The sequence below is a fragment of the Pseudomonas sp. NPDC087690 genome (genome assembly GCF_044743175.1).
GTDB lineage: Bacteria > Pseudomonadota > Gammaproteobacteria > Pseudomonadales > Pseudomonadaceae > Aquipseudomonas.
This window is the reverse complement of sequence record NZ_JBIUVX010000013.1, coordinates 21,733-40,242: the sequence shown is the minus strand read 5'-3', so window position 1 is coordinate 40,242 and position 18,510 is coordinate 21,733. Positions and strand designations below refer to the sequence as shown.

General features: G+C 60.6%; 16 protein-coding genes. 7 read left to right on the top strand and 9 right to left on the bottom strand.

Going from position 1 to position 18,510, the window contains the following annotated elements; translation table 11 throughout:
* Positions 1-70 precede the first annotated feature (70 nt).
* Complete coding sequence (locus ACIPIZ_RS15315; RefSeq protein WP_064392302.1) at positions 71-745, top strand: YciC family protein; 675 nt, start codon at positions 71-73, stop codon at positions 743-745.
* Positions 746-820: 75 nt separating this feature from the next.
* On the top strand, positions 821-1,900 hold the full coding sequence (locus ACIPIZ_RS15310; protein WP_401165940.1) for an endonuclease/exonuclease/phosphatase family protein: 1,080 nt from the start codon (positions 821-823) through the stop codon (positions 1,898-1,900).
* A 98-nt stretch (positions 1,901-1,998) separates the two neighbouring features.
* Here the strand turns inward: ACIPIZ_RS15310 and ACIPIZ_RS15305 are convergent, their stop codons facing one another.
* The 4 genes from ACIPIZ_RS15305 to ACIPIZ_RS15290 form a co-directional block, all read right to left on the bottom strand.
* Positions 1,999-2,835: an ABC transporter ATP-binding protein gene (locus tag ACIPIZ_RS15305; protein WP_401165938.1), complete on the bottom strand. Its 837-nt coding sequence runs from the start codon at positions 2,833-2,835 to the stop codon at positions 1,999-2,001.
* Complete coding sequence (locus ACIPIZ_RS15300; protein WP_105708294.1) at positions 2,823-3,626, bottom strand: ABC transporter permease; 804 nt, start codon at positions 3,624-3,626, stop codon at positions 2,823-2,825. The genes ACIPIZ_RS15305 and ACIPIZ_RS15300 overlap by 13 nt, the downstream gene beginning before the upstream one ends.
* A gap of 9 nt (positions 3,627-3,635) precedes the next feature.
* Complete coding sequence (locus tag ACIPIZ_RS15295) at positions 3,636-4,622, bottom strand: ABC transporter substrate-binding protein (protein WP_236428201.1); 987 nt, start codon at positions 4,620-4,622, stop codon at positions 3,636-3,638.
* A gap of 517 nt (positions 4,623-5,139) precedes the next feature.
* Positions 5,140-6,630, bottom strand: coding sequence for an aldehyde dehydrogenase (locus tag ACIPIZ_RS15290; protein WP_401165936.1), 1,491 nt, complete (start codon positions 6,628-6,630; stop codon positions 5,140-5,142).
* A gap of 221 nt (positions 6,631-6,851) precedes the next feature.
* Between ACIPIZ_RS15290 and ACIPIZ_RS15285 the strand changes: the two genes are divergently transcribed.
* Complete coding sequence (locus ACIPIZ_RS15285) at positions 6,852-7,766, top strand: LysR family transcriptional regulator (protein ID WP_105708288.1); 915 nt, start codon at positions 6,852-6,854, stop codon at positions 7,764-7,766.
* Positions 7,767-7,878: 112 nt separating this feature from the next.
* Here the strand turns inward: ACIPIZ_RS15285 and hrpB are convergent, their stop codons facing one another.
* Positions 7,879-10,398, bottom strand: coding sequence for an ATP-dependent helicase HrpB (gene hrpB, locus ACIPIZ_RS15280; protein WP_401165934.1), 2,520 nt, complete (start codon positions 10,396-10,398; stop codon positions 7,879-7,881).
* A 110-nt stretch (positions 10,399-10,508) separates the two neighbouring features.
* On the opposite strand from hrpB, the gene ACIPIZ_RS15275 reads away from it, so the two are divergent.
* Both ACIPIZ_RS15275 and ACIPIZ_RS15270 read left to right on the top strand, forming a co-directional pair.
* Positions 10,509-10,928: a polyribonucleotide nucleotidyltransferase gene (locus ACIPIZ_RS15275; RefSeq protein WP_150648514.1), complete on the top strand. Its 420-nt coding sequence runs from the start codon at positions 10,509-10,511 to the stop codon at positions 10,926-10,928.
* A 12-nt stretch (positions 10,929-10,940) separates the two neighbouring features.
* Positions 10,941-11,837 carry a cation diffusion facilitator family transporter gene (locus tag ACIPIZ_RS15270; protein WP_064392286.1) on the top strand — a complete coding sequence of 299 codons (897 nt, stop codon included), beginning with the start codon at positions 10,941-10,943 and terminating at the stop codon, positions 11,835-11,837.
* Here ACIPIZ_RS15270 and ACIPIZ_RS15265 read toward each other — a convergent pair.
* Complete coding sequence (locus tag ACIPIZ_RS15265) at positions 11,831-12,895, bottom strand: DUF6515 family protein (RefSeq protein WP_401165931.1); 1,065 nt, start codon at positions 12,893-12,895, stop codon at positions 11,831-11,833. The genes ACIPIZ_RS15270 and ACIPIZ_RS15265 overlap by 7 nt on opposite strands.
* Before the next feature lie 452 nt (positions 12,896-13,347).
* On the opposite strand from ACIPIZ_RS15265, the gene ACIPIZ_RS15260 reads away from it, so the two are divergent.
* Both ACIPIZ_RS15260 and ACIPIZ_RS15255 read left to right on the top strand, forming a co-directional pair.
* Entirely contained in the window at positions 13,348-13,827 is a 480-nt protein-coding gene (locus ACIPIZ_RS15260; RefSeq protein WP_008081091.1) for an Lrp/AsnC family transcriptional regulator, read from the top strand.
* 412 nt (positions 13,828-14,239) lie between these two features.
* A complete protein-coding gene (locus tag ACIPIZ_RS15255; RefSeq protein ID WP_007909655.1) occupies positions 14,240-14,449 on the top strand; it encodes a DUF2788 domain-containing protein in 210 nt (69 codons plus the stop codon).
* On the opposite strand, the gene ACIPIZ_RS15250 is transcribed toward ACIPIZ_RS15255, so the two are convergent.
* The 3 genes from ACIPIZ_RS15250 to ACIPIZ_RS15240 all read right to left on the bottom strand — a co-directional run bounded on the left by ACIPIZ_RS15250 (position 14,444) and on the right by ACIPIZ_RS15240 (position 18,472).
* Complete coding sequence (locus ACIPIZ_RS15250) at positions 14,444-15,079, bottom strand: pseudouridine synthase (protein ID WP_064390726.1); 636 nt, start codon at positions 15,077-15,079, stop codon at positions 14,444-14,446. The genes ACIPIZ_RS15255 and ACIPIZ_RS15250 overlap by 6 nt on opposite strands.
* A 73-nt stretch (positions 15,080-15,152) precedes the next feature.
* Entirely contained in the window at positions 15,153-16,652 is a 1,500-nt protein-coding gene (gene amn / locus ACIPIZ_RS15245; RefSeq protein ID WP_161986511.1) for an AMP nucleosidase, read from the bottom strand.
* A gap of 170 nt (positions 16,653-16,822) precedes the next feature.
* The gene (locus tag ACIPIZ_RS15240) at positions 16,823-18,472 is read right to left on the bottom strand and encodes an acyl-CoA dehydrogenase family protein (protein ID WP_253481730.1); all 1,650 of its coding nucleotides are present in this window, start codon (positions 18,470-18,472) and stop codon (positions 16,823-16,825) included.
* Between the last annotated feature and the right edge of the window lie 38 nt (positions 18,473-18,510).

Here is an 18,510-nt window from a genome sequence, read left to right as displayed (position 1 = left end):
TTTACGTTTGTGCCGGCGCCGGCGTCATCGGTTAAAGTGAGCCACTGTTTTCAACCTGCGATACCGACTGATGAATGCCTTCGAAGTGCTGCGCGACTCCCTGTATTTTTTCAAACGCCATTTGGTCAGCATCGTGCAGTTGTGCCTGCCGCTGGTGATCTTCGAAGCGTTTTTGCTGCAACTGGTCGATCACAACACCGACCCGGACAGTTTTTCCTCAGTCAGCGTGGTCGTCGGCCTGCTGGTTTATCCGTTGTACACCGCCGCACTGATCCTCTTTCTCGACGCCCGCACACGTGGCGAATCCCCCCGCACCCTTGACCTGCTGGCAATGTCTGCACGCCTGTGGCCGCGTTTCGCCCTGCTCACGGCACTTAACACTTTGCTGATTCTGCTCGGTCTGTCGCTGTATTTCCTGCCGGGCCTGATGCTGATGGTAATGCTCGCGTTCGGTGAATATCTGCTGGTGCTGCGCGGCCTCGGACCGTTGCAGGCGATGAAGGAAAGCCTGCGCCTGACCCGTGGGCACTTCTGGCGGATCCTGCTGTGCATTCTGTGTGTGATGACGCCGTTGTGGCTGCTCAAGGGCGCGACGCTGGCGGTGTATCCCGAGCCGCAGAACCCGGTGCTCGCCGTGCTGATCGACAGCGCCCACAGCTTCCTGCAACTGTTCACCAGCGTGGTGTTGTTCCGTTTGTTCATGCTCATCAGCGAATCGCCTGACAAACGTGACGGAGCGGTCTGACAGCGCTGCACTTGGGCTTGGCGACTGCCCTCAGGTATGCTCGGGGCCACTTTCTGTAACGCTATAAGCCGAGCCATGACCCGTCTACTGCGCTACACCCTGTTGCTTGTTGTGCTCGCCATCACCCTGATCGGCGGGCTGATCTTCAGCCTGACCTGGCGCCCCGAGCCTCGCGAAACCCTGCCGGTCAGCTGCACCGGAACGCCCCCGACGCTGGTGCCGGGGCAGGCGCTGAAAGTCATGACCTGGAACGTGCAGTTTCTTGCTGGCAAGCGCTACGTGTTCTGGAATGACCTGGCCAAGGGCGATGATGAAGCGCCGACGCTGGAAGACATGGCCTTCAGCCTTGACGAAGTGGCGCGGGTGATCCGTGATGAGCAGCCCGATGTGGTGCTGTTGCAGGAACTGGATGACGGCGCCAAGGCCAGCGATTATCAGGATCAGCTCAAACTGCTGCAGGAAAGGGTTGCCGATCTATATCCGTGCAGCGTCAGCGCTTTTGACTGGAAGGCTGACTTCGTTCCTGATCGGCATGTCTTCGGCAGCGTCGGCCGGCAACTGGCGACGCTCAGCCGCTACCGCATCGAACACGCCGAACGCCTGCAATTGCCAGTGGCCTCGGCGAACTTCATCAGCCGTCAGTTTCAGCCCAAAGATGCCTTGCTCGCGACCAAGCTGCCGCTCAGCGATGGCGGACAATTGACCGTGTTCAACACGCATCTGGAACGCGCCAGCCAAGCGGACAGCACCTTGCAGGCGCAAGTGAGCGCCGTGGCCAAGGTCCTCGACAAATATGAAAGCCAGGGCCTGCCATGGCTGATCGGCGGTGACTTCAATCTGTTGCCGCTCGGGCAATACCGCCGCTTGCCGGTCGAACGGCGTACGCCCTACTCCACCGACAGCGAACTGCATCTGCTGTGGGACAAATACCCGATGATCCCGACCAACAACGAGGCCGGCGGGATTGATCGTGCGCAGTGGCTGACACACTACCCCAACGACCCCGGCCTGAATGGCCCGGATCGCACGGTGGACTACCTGTTCTACAGCCCGAAAATCAAACGGGTCGAAGCGACGGTGCGCCAGGACGATACCTTGCGCATTTCCGACCACCTACCGGTCATCGCCCGCTTCCTCCTCCCCGCCGCCCCATAACCAACACATTCCCGTGTAGGAGCTGCCGCAGGCTGCGATCTTTTGATCTTCAAAAACAACATCAAAAGATCGCAGCCTGCGGCAGCTCCTACAGCGGATCAATGGACTTCTTCGAGGTCGTCATGCAGCAGGCCGAAGATCTGCCGTTTCATGTCGATAAACGAGCGCTCCATGACCATGTCCAGTGAGCGTGGACGTTCGATCGGCACGTCGAGAATCTGCTTGATGCGCCCCGGTTTCGCGCCCATCACATAGACCCGATCCCCCAGCAGAATCGCTTCGTCGATGTCATGGGTCACGAACAACACGGTCTTCTTGCTGTTGCCCCAGACCCGCAGCAACAACTGCTGCATCTGCAATCGCGTCTGGCTGTCCAGCGCGCCGAATGGTTCGTCCATCAGCAGAATCTGCGGATCATTGGCCAGCGCCCGGGCAATCGCCACACGCTGCATCATCCCGCCCGACAGCTGTTTGGCGTAGTTGTCGGCGAACCCGGCAAGGCCGACTTCGTTGACGTAGTAATCGACAATCTCCTTGCGCCGCGCCGCCGGCATGCCACGACGCTTCAATCCGAACTCAACGTTCTGCCGCACCGTCAGCCACGGGAACAGCGTGTAGCTCTGAAAGACCATGCCGCGATCCGCGCCGGGGCCTTGCACTTGCTGGCCGCCGACATGGATCTCTCCAGAGGTCGGCTCCGCCAGCCCAGCGGTCAGGTACAGCAGACTCGACTTACCACAACCCGATGGCCCGACCAGCACCGCAAACTGCTGATCCGGCACCTCGAACGAGACCTCTTCCAGCGCGGTAAACGTGCCGCCGTCAGGCTTCTTGTAACGCAGGCTGACCTTGTCCACCTGCAAGCGCGGCGCGGCTTGCGCCGGGGTCGCGACAGGTTCGATGAAACGATGATTGGCAGCAGTCACTGAGCCCATGCGGCAACCCTCAGGCGGAGAAAACGGAACAGTTGATCGGTGACCAGACCGAGCAGGCCGATGATCGCGATGGCGAGGAAAATCACATCCACCTGAAAGCCGCGCATGGCTTTCAGGCTCAGGTAACCCAATCCGCTGGAAGCGGCGACCAGCTCAGCCACCACCAGATACGTCCAGGCCCAGCCCATGGTCACCCGCAGCGTGTCGAGCACACCCGGCACCGAGGCCGGCGCGATCACATGCAGCACCGCATCGCGACGGCTGGAACCCAAAGTGTAAGAGGCGTTGATCAAATCCTTGGAAATGCCCTTCGACACGTCGGCGATCATCACCAGTTGCTGGAAGAACACGCCGAAGATAATCACTGAAACCCGCTGCTCCAGACCAATGCCGATCCACAGGATGAACAGCGGCACGAACGAGGTCACCGGCAGATAACGAATGAAATTCACCAGCGGCTCAAGGAACGCCTGGACGATGCGGAAGCTGCCCATCAGTAACCCCAACGGCACCGCCACCAGCGACGACACGATGAAGCCGACCATCACCACTTCGACACTGGCCCAGACATGTGTGCCGAGCGTGCCGTCGCGGCTCAGGCGCACGGCGGCTTCAACCACCGCGCCCGGTGTCGGCAAAAACATTCCCGGCACGATGCCGCCGTAAGACAAGCCAGCCCACAGACCGACCAACAACACCCAGGCCAGCGCGCTGGCGCTCCACACGACTGGCACCGGCAACGCGGTTTTCGGCGTGAGGCTGCGGCTCAGCCACGAATTGCGCTTGAACATTGCAACCTCCTAGAGCGGACTGACGAAACGGTTGTCGACCAGTTCGTCGTTGCTGACGTTGTAAGGTTTGCCCTGCAATTCGCTGGCAGTTTCGTTGGCCAGTTTGATCAACGCTGCGCTGTCACCCGGTTTGCCCGGTGAGCCCAACAGCTTCTCGCTCATGGCCTGATCGTAGAAACGCACGCCCTGTGCGGCGGCGGCCAGCTCCTTCGGATCGGAGAGGTAACCGCCGACGCCTTTGGCCATGATTTTGTACGCGTCTTCCGGGTGATCCTTGGTGTATTGCACGGCTTTGTACAAACCGGCGACCAGCGCCTTGACGTCTTCCGGTTGCTTCTCGATCACGCTGCAATTGAGCGCGACCACGTCGACGATCACCCCGGGGGTGCTGCTGCTGTCGATCAGCACTTTGCCTTGTTGCTTGTCGCGGACCATCGACAGGTGCGGCTCCCAGGTCACCGCAGCGGGCACGCGACCGGCGATGAACGCTGTGGCGGCATCGTCAGCGGTCATGTTCTGCACGGTGATGTCGCTCATGCTCATGCCGTTTTTCTTCAGCAGGTACGAGAGCCAGAACTGTGAAGTCGAGCCTTCGTTGACCGCGACGGATTTGCCCTTGAGCTCTTGCAGGCTCTTCACGTCCTTGCCGACCAGCACGCCGTCGCCGCCATGGCTGTCATCCAGCGCCGCGACCGCTTTGAAGCAGAACTGCGGACGATATTTGAGCACCTCATCGATGGTCGACGCCGAGCCGGACAATTGCCCCGAAGCCTGCGCGGCCATGTACATCGACGCTTCTTCGACCACCGGCAATTCGACGGTCAACCCGTTTTCCTTGAAGTAGCCCAGATCCTGAGCCAGATAGAGCGTGCCGTAACCGACCCACGTGGTGTGGCCGATGGACAGGGTGCCGGCCTGAGCGCTGGTCGCGACCGCGGCAGCCAGCGCAGTGATGGCCAAAGGCTGAGTGAGACGAATACACAAGGATTTGATCATGGAGCACTCCCGACGCTGTTGATTTAGTTTTGTCATGGGCAGTACGGTCGCCAACCGTTGTGCAGTTGCTACCGTTGGTCTCTCGCGGACGCTTGGGCGGACAACATTCGGCTGGCGGGCAAGATCGATGGTGGCCCATGTGCGCGGTGAGGAAAATCAGGAAATTGTTGGCTGCAAATGATGAAAAAACTGGGTAGTGCGCACTGCTTCAGGGCGGGGATTGCGGGGGTGCGCGAGGTGAGTGCAGATTGGGGGTTTTCGGCGAGTGGAAGAATGTCATCGCTGGCAAGCCAGCTCCCACAGGAATCTCAGTTGTACCCCGGTTTTTGTGAACACCGCTGAAAACTGTAGGAGTGAGCCTGCTCGCGATGGCGTCAGGTCAGTCCATATCTCGGCTGCATGACACACCGCTATCGCGAGCAGGCTCACTCCTACAAGGGTCTAGGGTGTGGCTGGATTTCATGCATACCGCTGAACCTGTGGGAGCTGGCTTGCCAGCGATGGGGGCGACTCGGTCTCAGCGCAGCTGGAACCAGGTGGTTTTCAACTGGGTGTATTTGTCGAACGAGTGCAGCGACAGATCCCGACCGAACCCCGACTGTTTACCGCCGCCAAACGGCACCGTCACATCCAGCGCATCCACCGTATTGACCGATACCGTGCCCGCGCGCAACCGACGCGCCACGCGGTGCGCCCGGTTCAGGTCATCAGTCCACAACGACGCCGCCAAGCCATACACGCTGTCATTGGCCAGTCGCACCGCTTCTTCCTCGCTGTCGAACGGCATCACCGCCAACACCGGGCCAAACACCTCTTCACGAAACAGCGGCATGTCGGCAGTTACACCGGTAAAAATCGTCGGCTCAATAAAATTGTCCGACCCGTTAAATCGCCGCTGCTGCCCGCCACACACCCGCGTCGCGCCCGACTGCTCGGCACTGCGAATAAAACCCATGATGCCCGCCGTCTGCTTGCTATCGACAATCGCCCCGGCACTGCTCTGCGGATCCAGCGGATCGCCCGGCAACCAACGTTCGGCCTGCGCTTTCAGCCGTTCGACAAACTCATCATGAATGGAACGTTCCACCAACAATCGCGAATTGGCCGAGCAGACTTCACCCTGATTGAAGAAGATCCCGAACGCCGCTTTTTCCGCCGCCAGATCGAGATCCTGACAATCGGCGAACACCAGATTGGCGCTCTTGCCGCCGCACTCCAGCCAGACCTGTTTTAGGTTGGATTGCGCGGAGTACTGCATGAAATATTTCCCGACCTGAGTCGAGCCGGTGAACACCAGACAATCGACATCCGCGTGTAAACCCAGCGCCTTGCCAGTCTGCTCGCCAAGCCCCGGCAACACGTTCAGCACACCCGCCGGCAGCCCTGCTTCCAGCGCCAACTCGGCCAGACGCAATGCCGAAAACGGCGACTGCTCAGCCGGTTTTAAAATCACCGAATTGCCCGCCGCCAGCGCCGGCGCGAGCTTCCACGCAGCCATGTCCAAGGGGAAATTCCACGGCACCACGGCTGCCACCACTCCGAGCGCTTCGCGGGTAATGGTCGCCAACACATTCGGCGCACTGGGTGCCACCTGATCGTAGAGTTTGTCGATGGCTTCGGCGTACCAGCGGAACACTCCGGCAGCGCCCGGCACGTCGATGTTGTAAGCATCCATCACCGGTTTGCCCATATTCAGCGAATCGAGCAGCGCCAGCTCTTCACGATGGTTCATCAGTAAATCAGCCAGACGCAGCAGCACTTGCTTGCGCTCGGCCGGGGAGCGTTGCGACCAGATACCGGACTCGAATACTTGCCGGGCATTACGCACGGCGACGTCGACATCCGCCTCGCCACACGCGGCGACATTGGCCAGACATTGCCCGGTCGCCGGGTTGATCGCAGCGAAGGTCTGCCCTGATTGCGCGGCGCAGTGTTGGCCGTCGATCACGGCTTGATCGGGAAACTTCAATGCAACGGCGCGGCGCTGCCACTCTGCAAGCTCGAACACGACGGATGCTCCTGAGACGTTATTGTCAATCGATGGTCGCTCAGGCCCGCACGGGCTAAAAATAGTAAAAATGTCTTCGCAGGCAATAAAAACAGTGGGCAAGGACTTCCCCCAATCGCTGCGCAGGTGGCTATGGTTGAAGGATAAAAACATCGTCGTGCAACGGACGTGGCGGCGCACAAATTGCTTTGAAGTCGAGTCCGCTCGTCCTGAGGTTTGCCGTGGCCGCCTACAATTTGCGTCAGTTGAAATACTTCATCACCACCGTCGAATGCGGCAGCGTTGCCGAAGCCTCGCGCAAGCTGTACATCGCGCAACCAGCGATTTCCACGGCGATCAAAGGCCTGGAGGACAGCTTCGGCGTGCAACTGCTGATCCGTCATCACGCCCAGGGTGTGTCGCTGACCCCAAGCGGTGCGCGGTTTTTTCGCAAGGCTCAAGAGCTGCTGCGCATGGCCAAGGAGTTTGAGCAGAACGCGTTGGCCGACAACGACGTGGTCGCCGGACAGATCGATATTGGTTGTTTCGAAACGGTCGCGCCGTTGTACCTGCCGCAATTGATCGCCGGGTTCTCGGCGTTGTATCCGGGAGTGAAAATCCGCATCCGCGACGGTGAACAGCAAGAGCTGGTGCAAGGGCTGACGTCGGGCACGTTTGATCTGGTCATCCTCTATGAACACGAACTCGACGCCACGATTCAGACCGAACCGCTGATGCCGGCGCAACGGCCATATGCGCTGTTGCCGGCGGATCATCGTTTTGCCCAGTACAAGCAGGTTTCGCTAAGGGATCTGTGCCTGGATCCGATGATCCTGCTCGATGTGCAGCCGAGTCGGACTTACTTCGTCAGCCTGTTTGAAGAGCTCGGGCTGACCCCACGCATCGAGTTCAGCTCGCCGTCGATCGAGATGGTGCGCGGGATGGTCGGCCAGGGTTTCGGCTTCTCGATTCTGGTAACCAGACCGCATTCGGAATGCACTTACGACGGCAAGAAAGTCGTCTGTGTGGACATCGTCGAGGACGTCACCGGTTCAGGCCTGGTGGCGGCGTGGCTCAAACGCGGGCAGTTGACCAAACCGGCGCAGTTGTTCGCCGATTATTGCCGCGAACAACTGACGGCCAAGTCGCACCCTTGACAGCAAAAGATCGCAGCCTTCGGCAGCTCCTACAGTAGATCGATGTCGCAGCATTATTTTGTGGCCGACTCCAATCCTGTAGGAGCTGCCGAAGGCTGCGATCTCTTGATCTTCAGGTCCCGCGCGGCTTGGCCCGTGCGGTCGCCTCGGCCACCAGCGGATCATCCGGCCAGTAATGCTTCGGATACCGCCCCTTCAAGTCCTTCTTCACCTCGGCATAGGTGCTACGCCAGAAGTTCGCCAGATCCTGCGTCACCTGCACCGGCCGCCGCGCTGGCGACAGCAGATGCAACTTGACCACCTGGCGCCCGCCGGCAATCCGTGGCGTATCCGCCAGCCCGAACAGTTCCTGCAAACGCACCGCAAGGATCGGCGGAGACTCGCTGTAGTCCAGACGAATCGACGACCCCGACGGCACGCTCAAATGATGCGGCGCCAGCTCATCGAGCTTCTGCGGCAATGGCCATGGCAGCAAATTGCGCACGATGCTCGACAGATCGAGATTGGCAAAATGGCTGAGCCGCGAGACTTTACCCAGATAGGGCATCAGCCAGTCTTCGAGACTGTTCAGCAACGTTGCATCGCTGACATCTGGCCACTGACTGTCGTCCTGATTGTTCAATTCCAACTGGCGCAACAACGCCACCCGCGCCTGCCACTGACGCAATTCCGGCGTCCACGGCAACAGCTCCAGCCCTTTGCGCCGCACCAGATTGACCAGCGCCTGACTGCGCGCATTTTCATCAAGACCGGTCAACGGCTCGCGGCTGAGAATCAGCTCGCCAACCTTGCGTTGCCGCTCGGCACGCAGCACGCCTTCGCGTTCGTCCCAGTCAAGTTGATCGACGTTGCGCACCTGTTCGGCGAGCACTGAATCGAACAGCGCCGGATCGAAATCCGCCGCCAGATAAATCCGCTCTTCGCGCTGGCCCTGACGGCTGCCGAGGTCGGCGATGACAATCCACGGCTCTTTCATCAGGCTGTCGGCTTCGGCGAACAGCGCCGCACGACCGTTGGCCAGGCGATATTCCGCGCCACCGGCTCGCCGCTGTTGCGCAACGCGATCGGGATACGCCAGCGCCAGCAAGGCGCCGAGCCAGCGCGGATGATCGGGATTGCTGACCGGCTCGCTGGCCTTGCCGCGCAGGTAACCGCGATATTGCCGGGCGAGTTGCTTAGCCCGTTGTACGCCGCCCTGCGCACCTCGGGCGGCACGCTCTTCGCCGGATAGCAGCAGCAATCGACTGTGCAAATCCGCCCCGGCGCCACGCAAGATATCGCGCTCACCAAGCAATGCGGCGACGTCGCAGGCCATGTTGGCCAAACCCAACGCCTGTCCGCGCAACAACAAATGACCGATGCGCGGATGCGCCGGCAACTCAGCCATGGCCTGACCGTGGGAAGTCAGCGCGTCACCTTCCAGCGCACCGAGCCGTTGCAGCAAATCCTGCGCCTGTGCATAAGCCGCCGCTGGCGGAACGTCGAGCCAGACCAGTTCGCCCGGCGTCACGCCCCAACGGCCCAGTTGCAACGCCAGACTGGCGAGATCCGCCGAAAGAATTTCCGCACTGCCATAAGCAGCGAGTTGTTCGTGCTGATCCTGCGACCACAAGCGATAACAAACGCCCGGTTCCAGACGCCCCGCACGACCCGCGCGCTGCGTGGCGCTGGCCTTGGAAATCCGCTGGGTATCAAGACGCGTCATGCCGCTACCGGGATCGAAACGCGGCACCCGCGCCAGCCCGGCGTCGATCACCACGCGCACGCCGTTGATGGTCAGACTGGTCTCGGCGATGTTGGTCGCCAGCACCACTTTGCGCTGACCGGCCGGCGCCGGATCGATCGCCGCGCGTTGTGCATTAAGGTCGAGTTCACCATGCAACGGGCACAGCAACACGTCGCTGCGCTCACCCATGGCGTCGACAAGTTGTTGATGCACACGACGGATTTCCGCCTGCCCCGGCAGAAACACCAACAGGCTGCCGGTTTCATCGTGCAGCGCTTCGAGCACAGTTTGCGTGACACGTTGATCGATATATTCGCCGGGCTGAAACGGCCGCCCCCAGCGCATCGTCACCGGATACATGCGGCCTTCGCTGCGCAGGATCGGCGCGTCATCCAGCAACCCGGCGAGGCGCTCGCCTTCGAGCGTGGCCGACATCAGCAAAATCTTCAGCGGTTGTTCAGCTCGAAACAACTCCCGACCGTTCAGACTTAATGCCAGCGCCAGATCAGCATCGAGGCTGCGCTCGTGGAATTCGTCGAAGATCAGCAAACCCACGCCTTCCAGCGCCGGGTCATCCTGCAAGCGCCGGGTGAGAATGCCTTCGGTGACCACTTCGATGCGCGTGTTGGGGCCAACCTTGCTGTCGAGGCGAATGCGATAACCGACGGTTTCACCGACCTTCTCACCCAGCTCGCTGGCCAGCCGTTCTGCGGCGGCACGCGCGGCGAGACGGCGCGGCTCGAGCATCAGAATGGTCTGCCCGGCCAGCCACGCTTCATTGAGCAAGGCCAACGGCACGCGGGTGGTTTTACCGGCGCCGGGCGGTGCTTCGAGCACGGCTTCATGGCGAGTCGCCAAGGCTTCACGCAGGGCGGGTAAAACTTCATCGATTGGCAAAGAATTCATGCTGGCTCCAAAACAGAGGCCCGAGTATAACGGCGAACTGGCGGGCGTTCGTCAGGGTCTTAACTTCACACGACGACGCTTCGTTCTTAGATCAATCAGGAGATTTTCCCATGCGCTTACCTTTTCGCCTGATCGGCGGTGTACTGGTCGCCACCCTGCTCACGCAAATCACCGCGTGCGGTTCGATTTTCTACCCGGACCGTCGTGGTCAGATCGACGGCAAGATCGACCCGGCGATTGCCGTGCTCGATGCCGTGGGCCTACTGTTCTACGTCATTCCCGGGCTGATCGCGTTTGCCGTCGACTTTGCCACCGGTGCGATCTACTTTGAACCGGGTCACACGGCGCAGATCGACCCGGCCAAGCTCAAGCAAGCCATTGGCCCGGACGGTCAGGTCGATAATCACAAGCTGCAGGCTATTCTCGAAAGCGAGTTGGGCAAGGATTTCCCTCTGGATGACCCGCGCCTGATTCAGCACAAGGGCAGCACGCAACAACTGGCGATGTTCGGCCTGCAACCCGCCGCTTAAAAAGGACGTTCAATGACATCCAGCCCCGAACACGCTCGCCTGCTGCGGCTGGCGACCCGCGCCTCGGTGGCGGTCGCCTGCACGCTGATCGTCGCCAAAGCCATCGCCTGGTGGCTCAGCGGTTCGGTGAGCATGCTCGCCGGCCTAACCGACTCGGCGCTGGATGGCGTCACCTCGATGCTCAATCTGCTCGCGGTGCATTACGCGCTGCGCCCGGCCGATGACGATCACCGTTATGGTCACGGCAAAGCGGAATCCCTGGCGGGCATGGCGCAGGCGCTGTTCATTGGTGGCAGTGCGCTGCTGATCGCGTTTCAGGCGTACGAGCGACTGCACGATCCGCAACCACTTGGGGCGCCGTGGCTGAGCATCGGTGTGATCGTGTTTTCCCTGCTGCTGACGGCGGCGTTGCTGGTGTTGCAGCATCGGGTGATCAAGCAGACCGGCTCCAACGCCGTGCGTGCGGATTCGCTGCACTATCGATCGGACATGTTGCTCAACGGCAGCATTCTGATTGCGCTGATTTTGGCCGGGTTTGGTTTTGAGCAACTGGACGCCTGGTTCGGTCTGGGGATTGCCGCGTACATTCTGTGGAGTGCAATCCAGATCGCCCGGGAAAGTTTTTCGGTGTTGATGGATGAAGAACTGCCGGCGGATGTCAGTCAGCACATGCTCGAATTGGCCTGCAGCGTGCCGGGGGTGTTGGGCGCGCATGACTTGCGCACGCGGATCTCCGGCAACCACTGGTTCGTGCAGTTGCACCTGGAATTGCCGGGGGAATTGACCCTGTCAGTGGCCCATGGCATCAGCGATCAAGCCGCCGATGCCATCCACAAAGCCTACCCGCGCGCCGAAGTGCTGGTGCACGCCGACCCGCAGGAAGTGGTGCTGGCCGCTCGGGCTCAGTAACTGACCTGATAACCGCGACTGCTCAGGCAATTGCCCTGAGCCTGGCGGTACGCCTGAACCACTTCGGGCGCTGGTTGATAGGTCGCGGTGCGCGGGTCGAAACCGCTTTGCTGCACCGCGTACTGGTAGCACTGGTAACCGTCCTGCTGCACCTGTTCCGGCGACTGGCCGTTGGCCGGGTACGCTTCAACGTCATAGCCTTGAGACTGCGGTTGCGGCTGCTGCTGAACCGGCGGTTCGACCACGATGTAATCCTGCGTCGCTTCCTGATAGGCATAGTAGGAACCGGCGGCGAGGAACAGCAGCGAACCTCCGATCCACACTTCACGGGCGTAGTCCGGCAGATACTGAATGCGAATCCCGCGCGGCGGCTGCACGACGATGTAGCGTGGGCCTTGCGGGCGATACCAGTAGCCGCCGGAGAAGAAGTAATCCTGACCGCGATATGGCACGCGATAGTCGCGATCCGGGAAGCGGTCGATCACATGCCCCGGCCGATATTGCGGGCCGGGGCCCCAGCCATTGCCGTGCCCGTCCGGGCGTCCCGGCCAGCGATTGTCGTTGGGTCGGTTGTTGGTCTGCCAATGCTGATTGTTGTAGCCGTTCTGCGGACGCTCGTCGCGGTAGTAACCCTGACGCGGCTCCTGAGTCTGGCGTACGGCATCGGGCCGAGGCTGGATCGGCAGGCTGTTGGCCGGCAGTTGCGGCGGCGGTGGCGGCTGCCGCACCGGGTTGGGGTTGTAGGCCGGCCGGTTCTGATCGTGGTTTTGCCACTGGCCATTGTTGTTGCCGTTGTGCTCGAACTGACGACTGTTGTCGCCACGAATGATCTCGTTGCTCTGTGGGCGCGGCTGATTCTGTTGCGGCGAATTCTGCGATGGATTGTTCTGCGGACGCGGCTGATTGTTACCGCCATGGCCCTGATTGCCGCCCTGAGGGCCCTGCCCGTGGCCACCGCCATCCGGTCCACGATTCTGCGGCTCGTCAGCAAGCGCTTGCGCACTGACACTCACACACAGCAAACCGACACCGGCCAGACGCCAGATGCGTGACTTCATGCTTTTTCTCACTGCGGGGCCTGTAAATGTAAGAGGACTTGTCACTAAGACCGGGAATACACACACCGGGTTCTGCAACAGGTTATCAGTCACGCAACTTATTTATTGAGCGCCGCAACATGAAATCGCAGACAAGAAAAAAGGGAGACCCGTCGGCCTCCCTTCTAGAGAACTTCGTCCTGGCTCGACGCTTTTGACGTCGGCTCACCTCACGCCGTCTTCTGGACAGTGTGCAGCTCGGGGGCCGGCACAACCCCGGTGGGGGTGGCGGCCGCGGCAGGCCGAATAGGGCGGGCCGCGTGGACTGTGTTACCGGGCAGTGATTCTGGTGATAAGAATAGGCCTGAGGCCGCGACAGATGATTGCGAAGATTGCTGAAATAAACACCACTTGCGCAATTTTTAACCCTGGATAGATAATCCGCCGCAATAGTTACAACCAAGGACAGATTGATGAGCAAACTCGACCGTTACGACCTGAGCATTTTGGCGGAATTGCAGCGCGACGCCCGCATCTCCAACCAGGAGTTGGCCGAGCGCATCGGTCTGTCGCCCTCGCCTTGCTCTCGTCGGGTCAAACAGCTGGAAGACGACGGCTACATTTCGCGCCAGGTTGCGCTGCTCGATCGCAAGATGCTCGGGCTGAGCCTGACCGCTTATGTGCTGATCGGAATGGATCGGCATACGCCGGAGCGTTTCGAGAATTTCGAAGCGGCGATTCGCACGTTGCCGCAGGTGCTGGAGTGCAGTCTGGTGACGGGCGTGGATGCCGATTACCAGTTGAAAGTGGTGGTGCCGGATATGGATCACTATCAGAAGCTGTTGCTGGGGCACCTCACACGGATTGAGGGCGTGACCAGCGTTCGTTCGAGCTTCGTACTGAATCAGGTGCTCAACAGCACTGAACTGCCCTTGACCCACCTGCGCAACTGATCAAAGGCACCCTCACCCCAGCCCTCTCCCAAAGGGAGAGGGGGCCGACCGAGGTGTCTGGCGTCATACATCGACCTGAAAGATTGAGTCGATTATGGATTCACAACAAAACGTCCAGGTCGGCGTATTCCTTGAACATCCCCCAATCAGTCCCCTCTCCCTCTGGGAGAGGGGGCCGACCGAGGTGTCTGCTGTCATACATCGACCTGAAAGATTGAGTCGATTATGGATTCACAACTTCTGGATCAAGTCGGTGTAGTTCTCAAGCGTCCCCCGGTCAGTCCCCTCTCCCTCTGGGAGAGGGTTAGGGTGAGGGCAAAGGCTTCGGATCAGACCCAGATCAATGCCACCCCACACACCTTGACGTATACTCGCCGCGCCCTTTTAGCCCCGCGCGCGCCGGAGAAACCCAATGGATCCAGCATTATTAGAAGAATGGATGATGACCGGTCTGGTCAGCATCCTGATCATTTTCATGGGTTTCATCGTCTGGGATCTAGCGAAGAAGTCCAAGGCCGGGCGCTTTGGCTCGTTCATTCTGTTCTTCGTGCTGGGCCTGGGCGTGGCCGCGTTCATCATCAAGAGTGTGGTGATCGGCCTGATCGAATCCGGCGCTCTATAAACGCGCCGGCACTTCTTTCCACTGGCCCTGATCGAGGCCTTCGATCGTCCAGTCTCCAATCCTGACCCGCACCAGCCGCAACGTCGGCAGCCCGACTGCCGCCGTCATGCGCCGCACCTGACGGTTGCGCCCTTCGCGAATCACCAACTCCAGCCATGACGTCGGTATGGTCGCGCGAAAGCGTACCGGCGGATTGCGCGGCCACAACTGTGGCTCATCCAGTTGTCGCGCTTCGGCCGGCAAGGTCATGCCGTCGTTCAACTCGACGCCGTCACGCAAACGTTGCAACTGCTCGGCCGTCGGCACCCCTTCGACCTGTACCCAATAAGTCTTTGCCAGCTTGTGCTTCGGATCAGCAATGCGCGCCTGCAACTGCCCGTCGTTGGTCAACAGCAGCAACCCTTCGCTGTCACGATCAAGGCGTCCGGCCGGGTAAATCCCAGGCACGTCGATGTAATCCTTGAGCGTCGCTCGCCCTTCGCCGTCGCTGAATTGCGTCAGCACATCGAACGGTTTGTTGAACAGAATCAGCTTCGGCTCGGCCGGGGGTGCCTTGGCAACACGACGCGGCGAGGAAGACTGAGGCTTCGCGCCGGGACGGCGGGAAGGTGGACGCGGGGGACGGGACATAGGGAGAAAAAATATTTAGCGATCAGGGCTGACAATGCTAGTGCCCCGACCGCCAAATGGCCACGACTAACCGTTAACGGAACGGCGGTTCGTCGAAGCTGCGCAGTTTGCGCGAGTGCAGCGAGTTGAGTTCGGTACGCAGCAGATCCACTGCTTCGATGCCGATCTTCAAGTGCTGGCTGACCGCACGCTCATAAAAAGCGTTGGCCGAACCCGGCAGTTTGATTTCGCTGTGCAGCGGTTTATCCGATACACACAGCAATGTGCCGTAAGGCACCCGCAGGCGATAACCCTGGGCGGCAATCGTGCCGCTTTCCATGTCCACCGCCACCGCGCGAGACAGGTTGATCAACGGCCGTTCCTGCGCCCAACGCAATTCCCAGTTACGGTCGTCGTAAGTCAGCACGGTACCGGTGCGCAGGCGTTTTTTCAGGTCATCGCCCTTCTCGCCAGTGACGTTCGCCGCTGCTTGCTGCAGCGCCATTTGCACTTCGGCCAGGGCCGGGATCGGAATGTTCGGTGGCACCACGCGGTCGAGAATGCCGTCGCGACGCATATAAGCGTGGGCCAGCACGTAGTCGCCGATGGTCTGCGACTGACGCAAACCGCCGCAGTGGCCAATCATCAGCCAGCAATGCGGACGCAGCACCGCGAGGTGGTCGGTGATGTTCTTGGCGTTGGACGGGCCGACGCCAATGTTGACCAAGGTCACGCCGTGGCCATCGCTGGCGATCAGGTGATAAGCCGGCATCTGATAACGGTGCCAGACCACACCGGCAGCAATCGCCGACGCTTCGCCGTGATCCATGCCCTTCTCGATGATCACGTTGCCCGGCAACACCATGCGCACGAAACGCGGGTCACTGCGCAACTGCTCCAGACCATGGACGATGAACTGGTCGACGTAGCGGTGATAGTTGGTCAGCAGAATCCACGGCTGCACATGGCGCCAGTCGCTGCCGGTGTAGTGCACCAGACGACGCAGGGAGAAATCCACACGTGCGGCGTCGAACAAGGCCAGCGGCAGCGGATCGGTATTTTCCCAGTCGTAGAGACCGTCGGCGATGCCATCGGTGGCGGCAGACAGGTCGGTACTCGGAAACACCCGCGCCAGCACGGCAGCGGTGACGCCGGAGCCGGCCAGTTCATCGCCCTGCTCGACCACGTACGGATACGGAATGTTCTGCTGGCTGACACCGACTTCCACGGTCACCGTAAAGTCGTGCATCAACGGCACCAGTTGTTCGAGCAGGTATTTGCGGAACGCCGCCGGGTGGGTGACGGTGACGCTGTAAGTGCCCGGCAATTGCACCTTGGCGTAAGCGCGGGTGGTCTGCGGGACTTCGCCCTGGCAGTGATAGGTCAGACGCAGTTCGGGATAACGAAACAGAGCACGCTGCGCAGCGTCGGGCTCGACGCGATCCTTGAGGTAACGCTTGAGCGCCGAGTTCAGCGCAGTGGTGGCCCGCTCATGCAACTCGGCCAGACGATCCACGGCTTGTTCGGCGGTTTGAACGACAATAAACGCTTCGGTCACGATCAGCTTCCTGTGTTCTGACTTGCAGAGCTTCATCTTGCCTGCATCGTCGCGTCACGGGAACAGTGGCATGTTGGCAACCGCACAATATATGGGCCACCACGATCCCTGTAGGAGCTGCCGAAGGCTGCGATCTTTTGATCTTGTTGTTTATAAGATCAAAAGATCGCAGCCTTCGGCAGCTCCTACAGGGGATATGTGGTGGTTCAGAGAATCTGTGGGGTTGATCGGGTGACGATAGCTTCGACGTCCAGGCCGCGTGGCAAGGCGCCGTAGACTCGGCCGCCACCGCTTAGGCGGCTGGCAATGAACGCATCGCTGACCACCGAGTTGCCGGCCTCCAACAGGAGCTTGGCCTGCAAACCGAGCGCGATGTCTTCGGTCAGTTGCCGCGCCCGATACTGAATGTCGCTGGTGTCCTTGAACTGCGCCTGCAATTGCTGAATATGCGCAGCCAGCCGCTTATCGCCATGCCCATCACCGAGTTCGCTGAACAACACATCCAGCACCCCCGGTTCTTTCGACAACGCGCGCAGCACATCCAGGCATTGCACATTCCCCGAGCCTTCCCACGTCGAGTTCACTGGCGCCTCGCGGTACAGACGCGGCAGGATGCTGTCCTCGACATACCCGGCACCGCCCATGCATTCCGCCGCTTCGTTGATCATCCCCGGCGCGCGTTTGCAGATCCAGTATTTGCCCACCGCTGTCACCAGCCGGGCAAATTGCGCTTCGTGGTGATCATCCAAATGATCCAGCGCCTTGCCCATGCGCAAACTCAGGGCCAGCGCGGCTTCGCTTTCCAGGGCCAGATCGGCCAGCACGTTCTGCATCAATGGCTGTTCACTGAGCAATTTGCCGCCGACCTTGCGATGCGCGCAGTGGTGGCTGGCCTGGGTCAGCGCCTGACGCATCAACGCGCTGGATCCGACCATGCAATCGAAGCGAGTCATCGCCACCATTTCGATAATGGTCGGCACGCCGCGCCCTTCTTCTCCGACCATCCACGCCAGTGCGCCACGGAACTCCACTTCGCTGGAGGCGTTGGACTGGTTGCCGAGTTTGTTTTTCAGGCGCTGGATATAGAACTGATTGCGCGTGTCGTCCGGGCGATGGCGCGGCAGCAGGAAGCAGCTCAAACCCTTGTCGGTCTGCGCCAGCGTGAGGAACGCATCGCACATTGGCGCCGAACAGAACCACTTGTGCCCGACCAGTTCATAAGCCTGCCCCGGGCCGCTGGCGCCGACCGGATAAGCCTTGGTGGTGTTGGCGCGCACGTCGGTGCCGCCCTGTTTCTCGGTCATGGCCATGCCGATGGTCACGCCGGCCTTGTGCGCCATGCCGACGTTGCGCGGGTCGTATTCGCTGGCGAGGACTTTCGGCAGCCATTGCTCAGCGATGTTCGGCTGCAAACGCAAGGCCGGCACGCTGGCGAAGGTCATGGTCAACGGGCAACCGCTGCCGGCCTCGGCCTGGCTGTGCAGATAAGTCATCGAGGCGCGAGCGACGTGGGCCCCATCCTGTGGATGCGCCCATGGCAGCGAAGTCAGGCCATGCTCGATCGCCGTACGCATCAGTTCGTGATAGGCGGGATGAAACTCCACCAGATCGATGCGATGGCCGTAGCGGTCGTGGCTGGCAAATACCGGTTTGTTCTGGTTGGCGAGGAACCCCGCTTCCATCAGCGGCCCGCCGGCGAGCGCGCCGTAAGCATCGATCCGCGATTCGGCCCAACCGGCACCAAACCGGCGCGACCATTCCTGCAATGGCAGGTCGATGCGGTACAGGTTGGTGCCGTCCAGCGACGGCGGCTGGTTGGTGACTTCGTGGGTTTCGGCGAACTGATGCAGGTTCATGACGGGGCTCCTTTGGGCAACCAAGGAACTCAGTTAAG

What these genes read in the sequence shown, in the direction of transcription:
- ACIPIZ_RS15315 (WP_064392302.1), top strand. Translation starts at nt 71, where the DNA reads ATGAATGCCTTCGAAGTGCTGCGCGACTCCCTGTATTTTTTCAAACGC.
- ACIPIZ_RS15310 (WP_401165940.1), top strand. Translation starts at nt 821, where the DNA reads ATGACCCGTCTACTGCGCTACACCCTGTTGCTTGTTGTGCTCGCCATC.
- ACIPIZ_RS15305 (WP_401165938.1), bottom strand. Translation starts at nt 2,835, where the DNA reads ATGGGCTCAGTGACTGCTGCCAATCATCGTTTCATCGAACCTGTCGCG.
- ACIPIZ_RS15300 (WP_105708294.1), bottom strand. Translation starts at nt 3,626, where the DNA reads ATGTTCAAGCGCAATTCGTGGCTGAGCCGCAGCCTCACGCCGAAAACC.
- ACIPIZ_RS15295 (WP_236428201.1), bottom strand. Translation starts at nt 4,622, where the DNA reads ATGATCAAATCCTTGTGTATTCGTCTCACTCAGCCTTTGGCCATCACT.
- hrpB (WP_401165934.1), bottom strand. Translation starts at nt 10,398, where the DNA reads ATGAATTCTTTGCCAATCGATGAAGTTTTACCCGCCCTGCGTGAAGCC.
- ACIPIZ_RS15275 (WP_150648514.1), top strand. Translation starts at nt 10,509, where the DNA reads ATGCGCTTACCTTTTCGCCTGATCGGCGGTGTACTGGTCGCCACCCTG.
- ACIPIZ_RS15270 (WP_064392286.1), top strand. Translation starts at nt 10,941, where the DNA reads ATGACATCCAGCCCCGAACACGCTCGCCTGCTGCGGCTGGCGACCCGC.
- ACIPIZ_RS15265 (WP_401165931.1), bottom strand. Translation starts at nt 12,895, where the DNA reads ATGAAGTCACGCATCTGGCGTCTGGCCGGTGTCGGTTTGCTGTGTGTG.
- ACIPIZ_RS15260 (WP_008081091.1), top strand. Translation starts at nt 13,348, where the DNA reads ATGAGCAAACTCGACCGTTACGACCTGAGCATTTTGGCGGAATTGCAG.
- ACIPIZ_RS15255 (WP_007909655.1), top strand. Translation starts at nt 14,240, where the DNA reads ATGGATCCAGCATTATTAGAAGAATGGATGATGACCGGTCTGGTCAGC.
- ACIPIZ_RS15250 (WP_064390726.1), bottom strand. Translation starts at nt 15,079, where the DNA reads ATGTCCCGTCCCCCGCGTCCACCTTCCCGCCGTCCCGGCGCGAAGCCT.
- amn (WP_161986511.1), bottom strand. Translation starts at nt 16,652, where the DNA reads ATGAAGCTCTGCAAGTCAGAACACAGGAAGCTGATCGTGACCGAAGCG.
- ACIPIZ_RS15240 (WP_253481730.1), bottom strand. Translation starts at nt 18,472, where the DNA reads ATGAACCTGCATCAGTTCGCCGAAACCCACGAAGTCACCAACCAGCCG.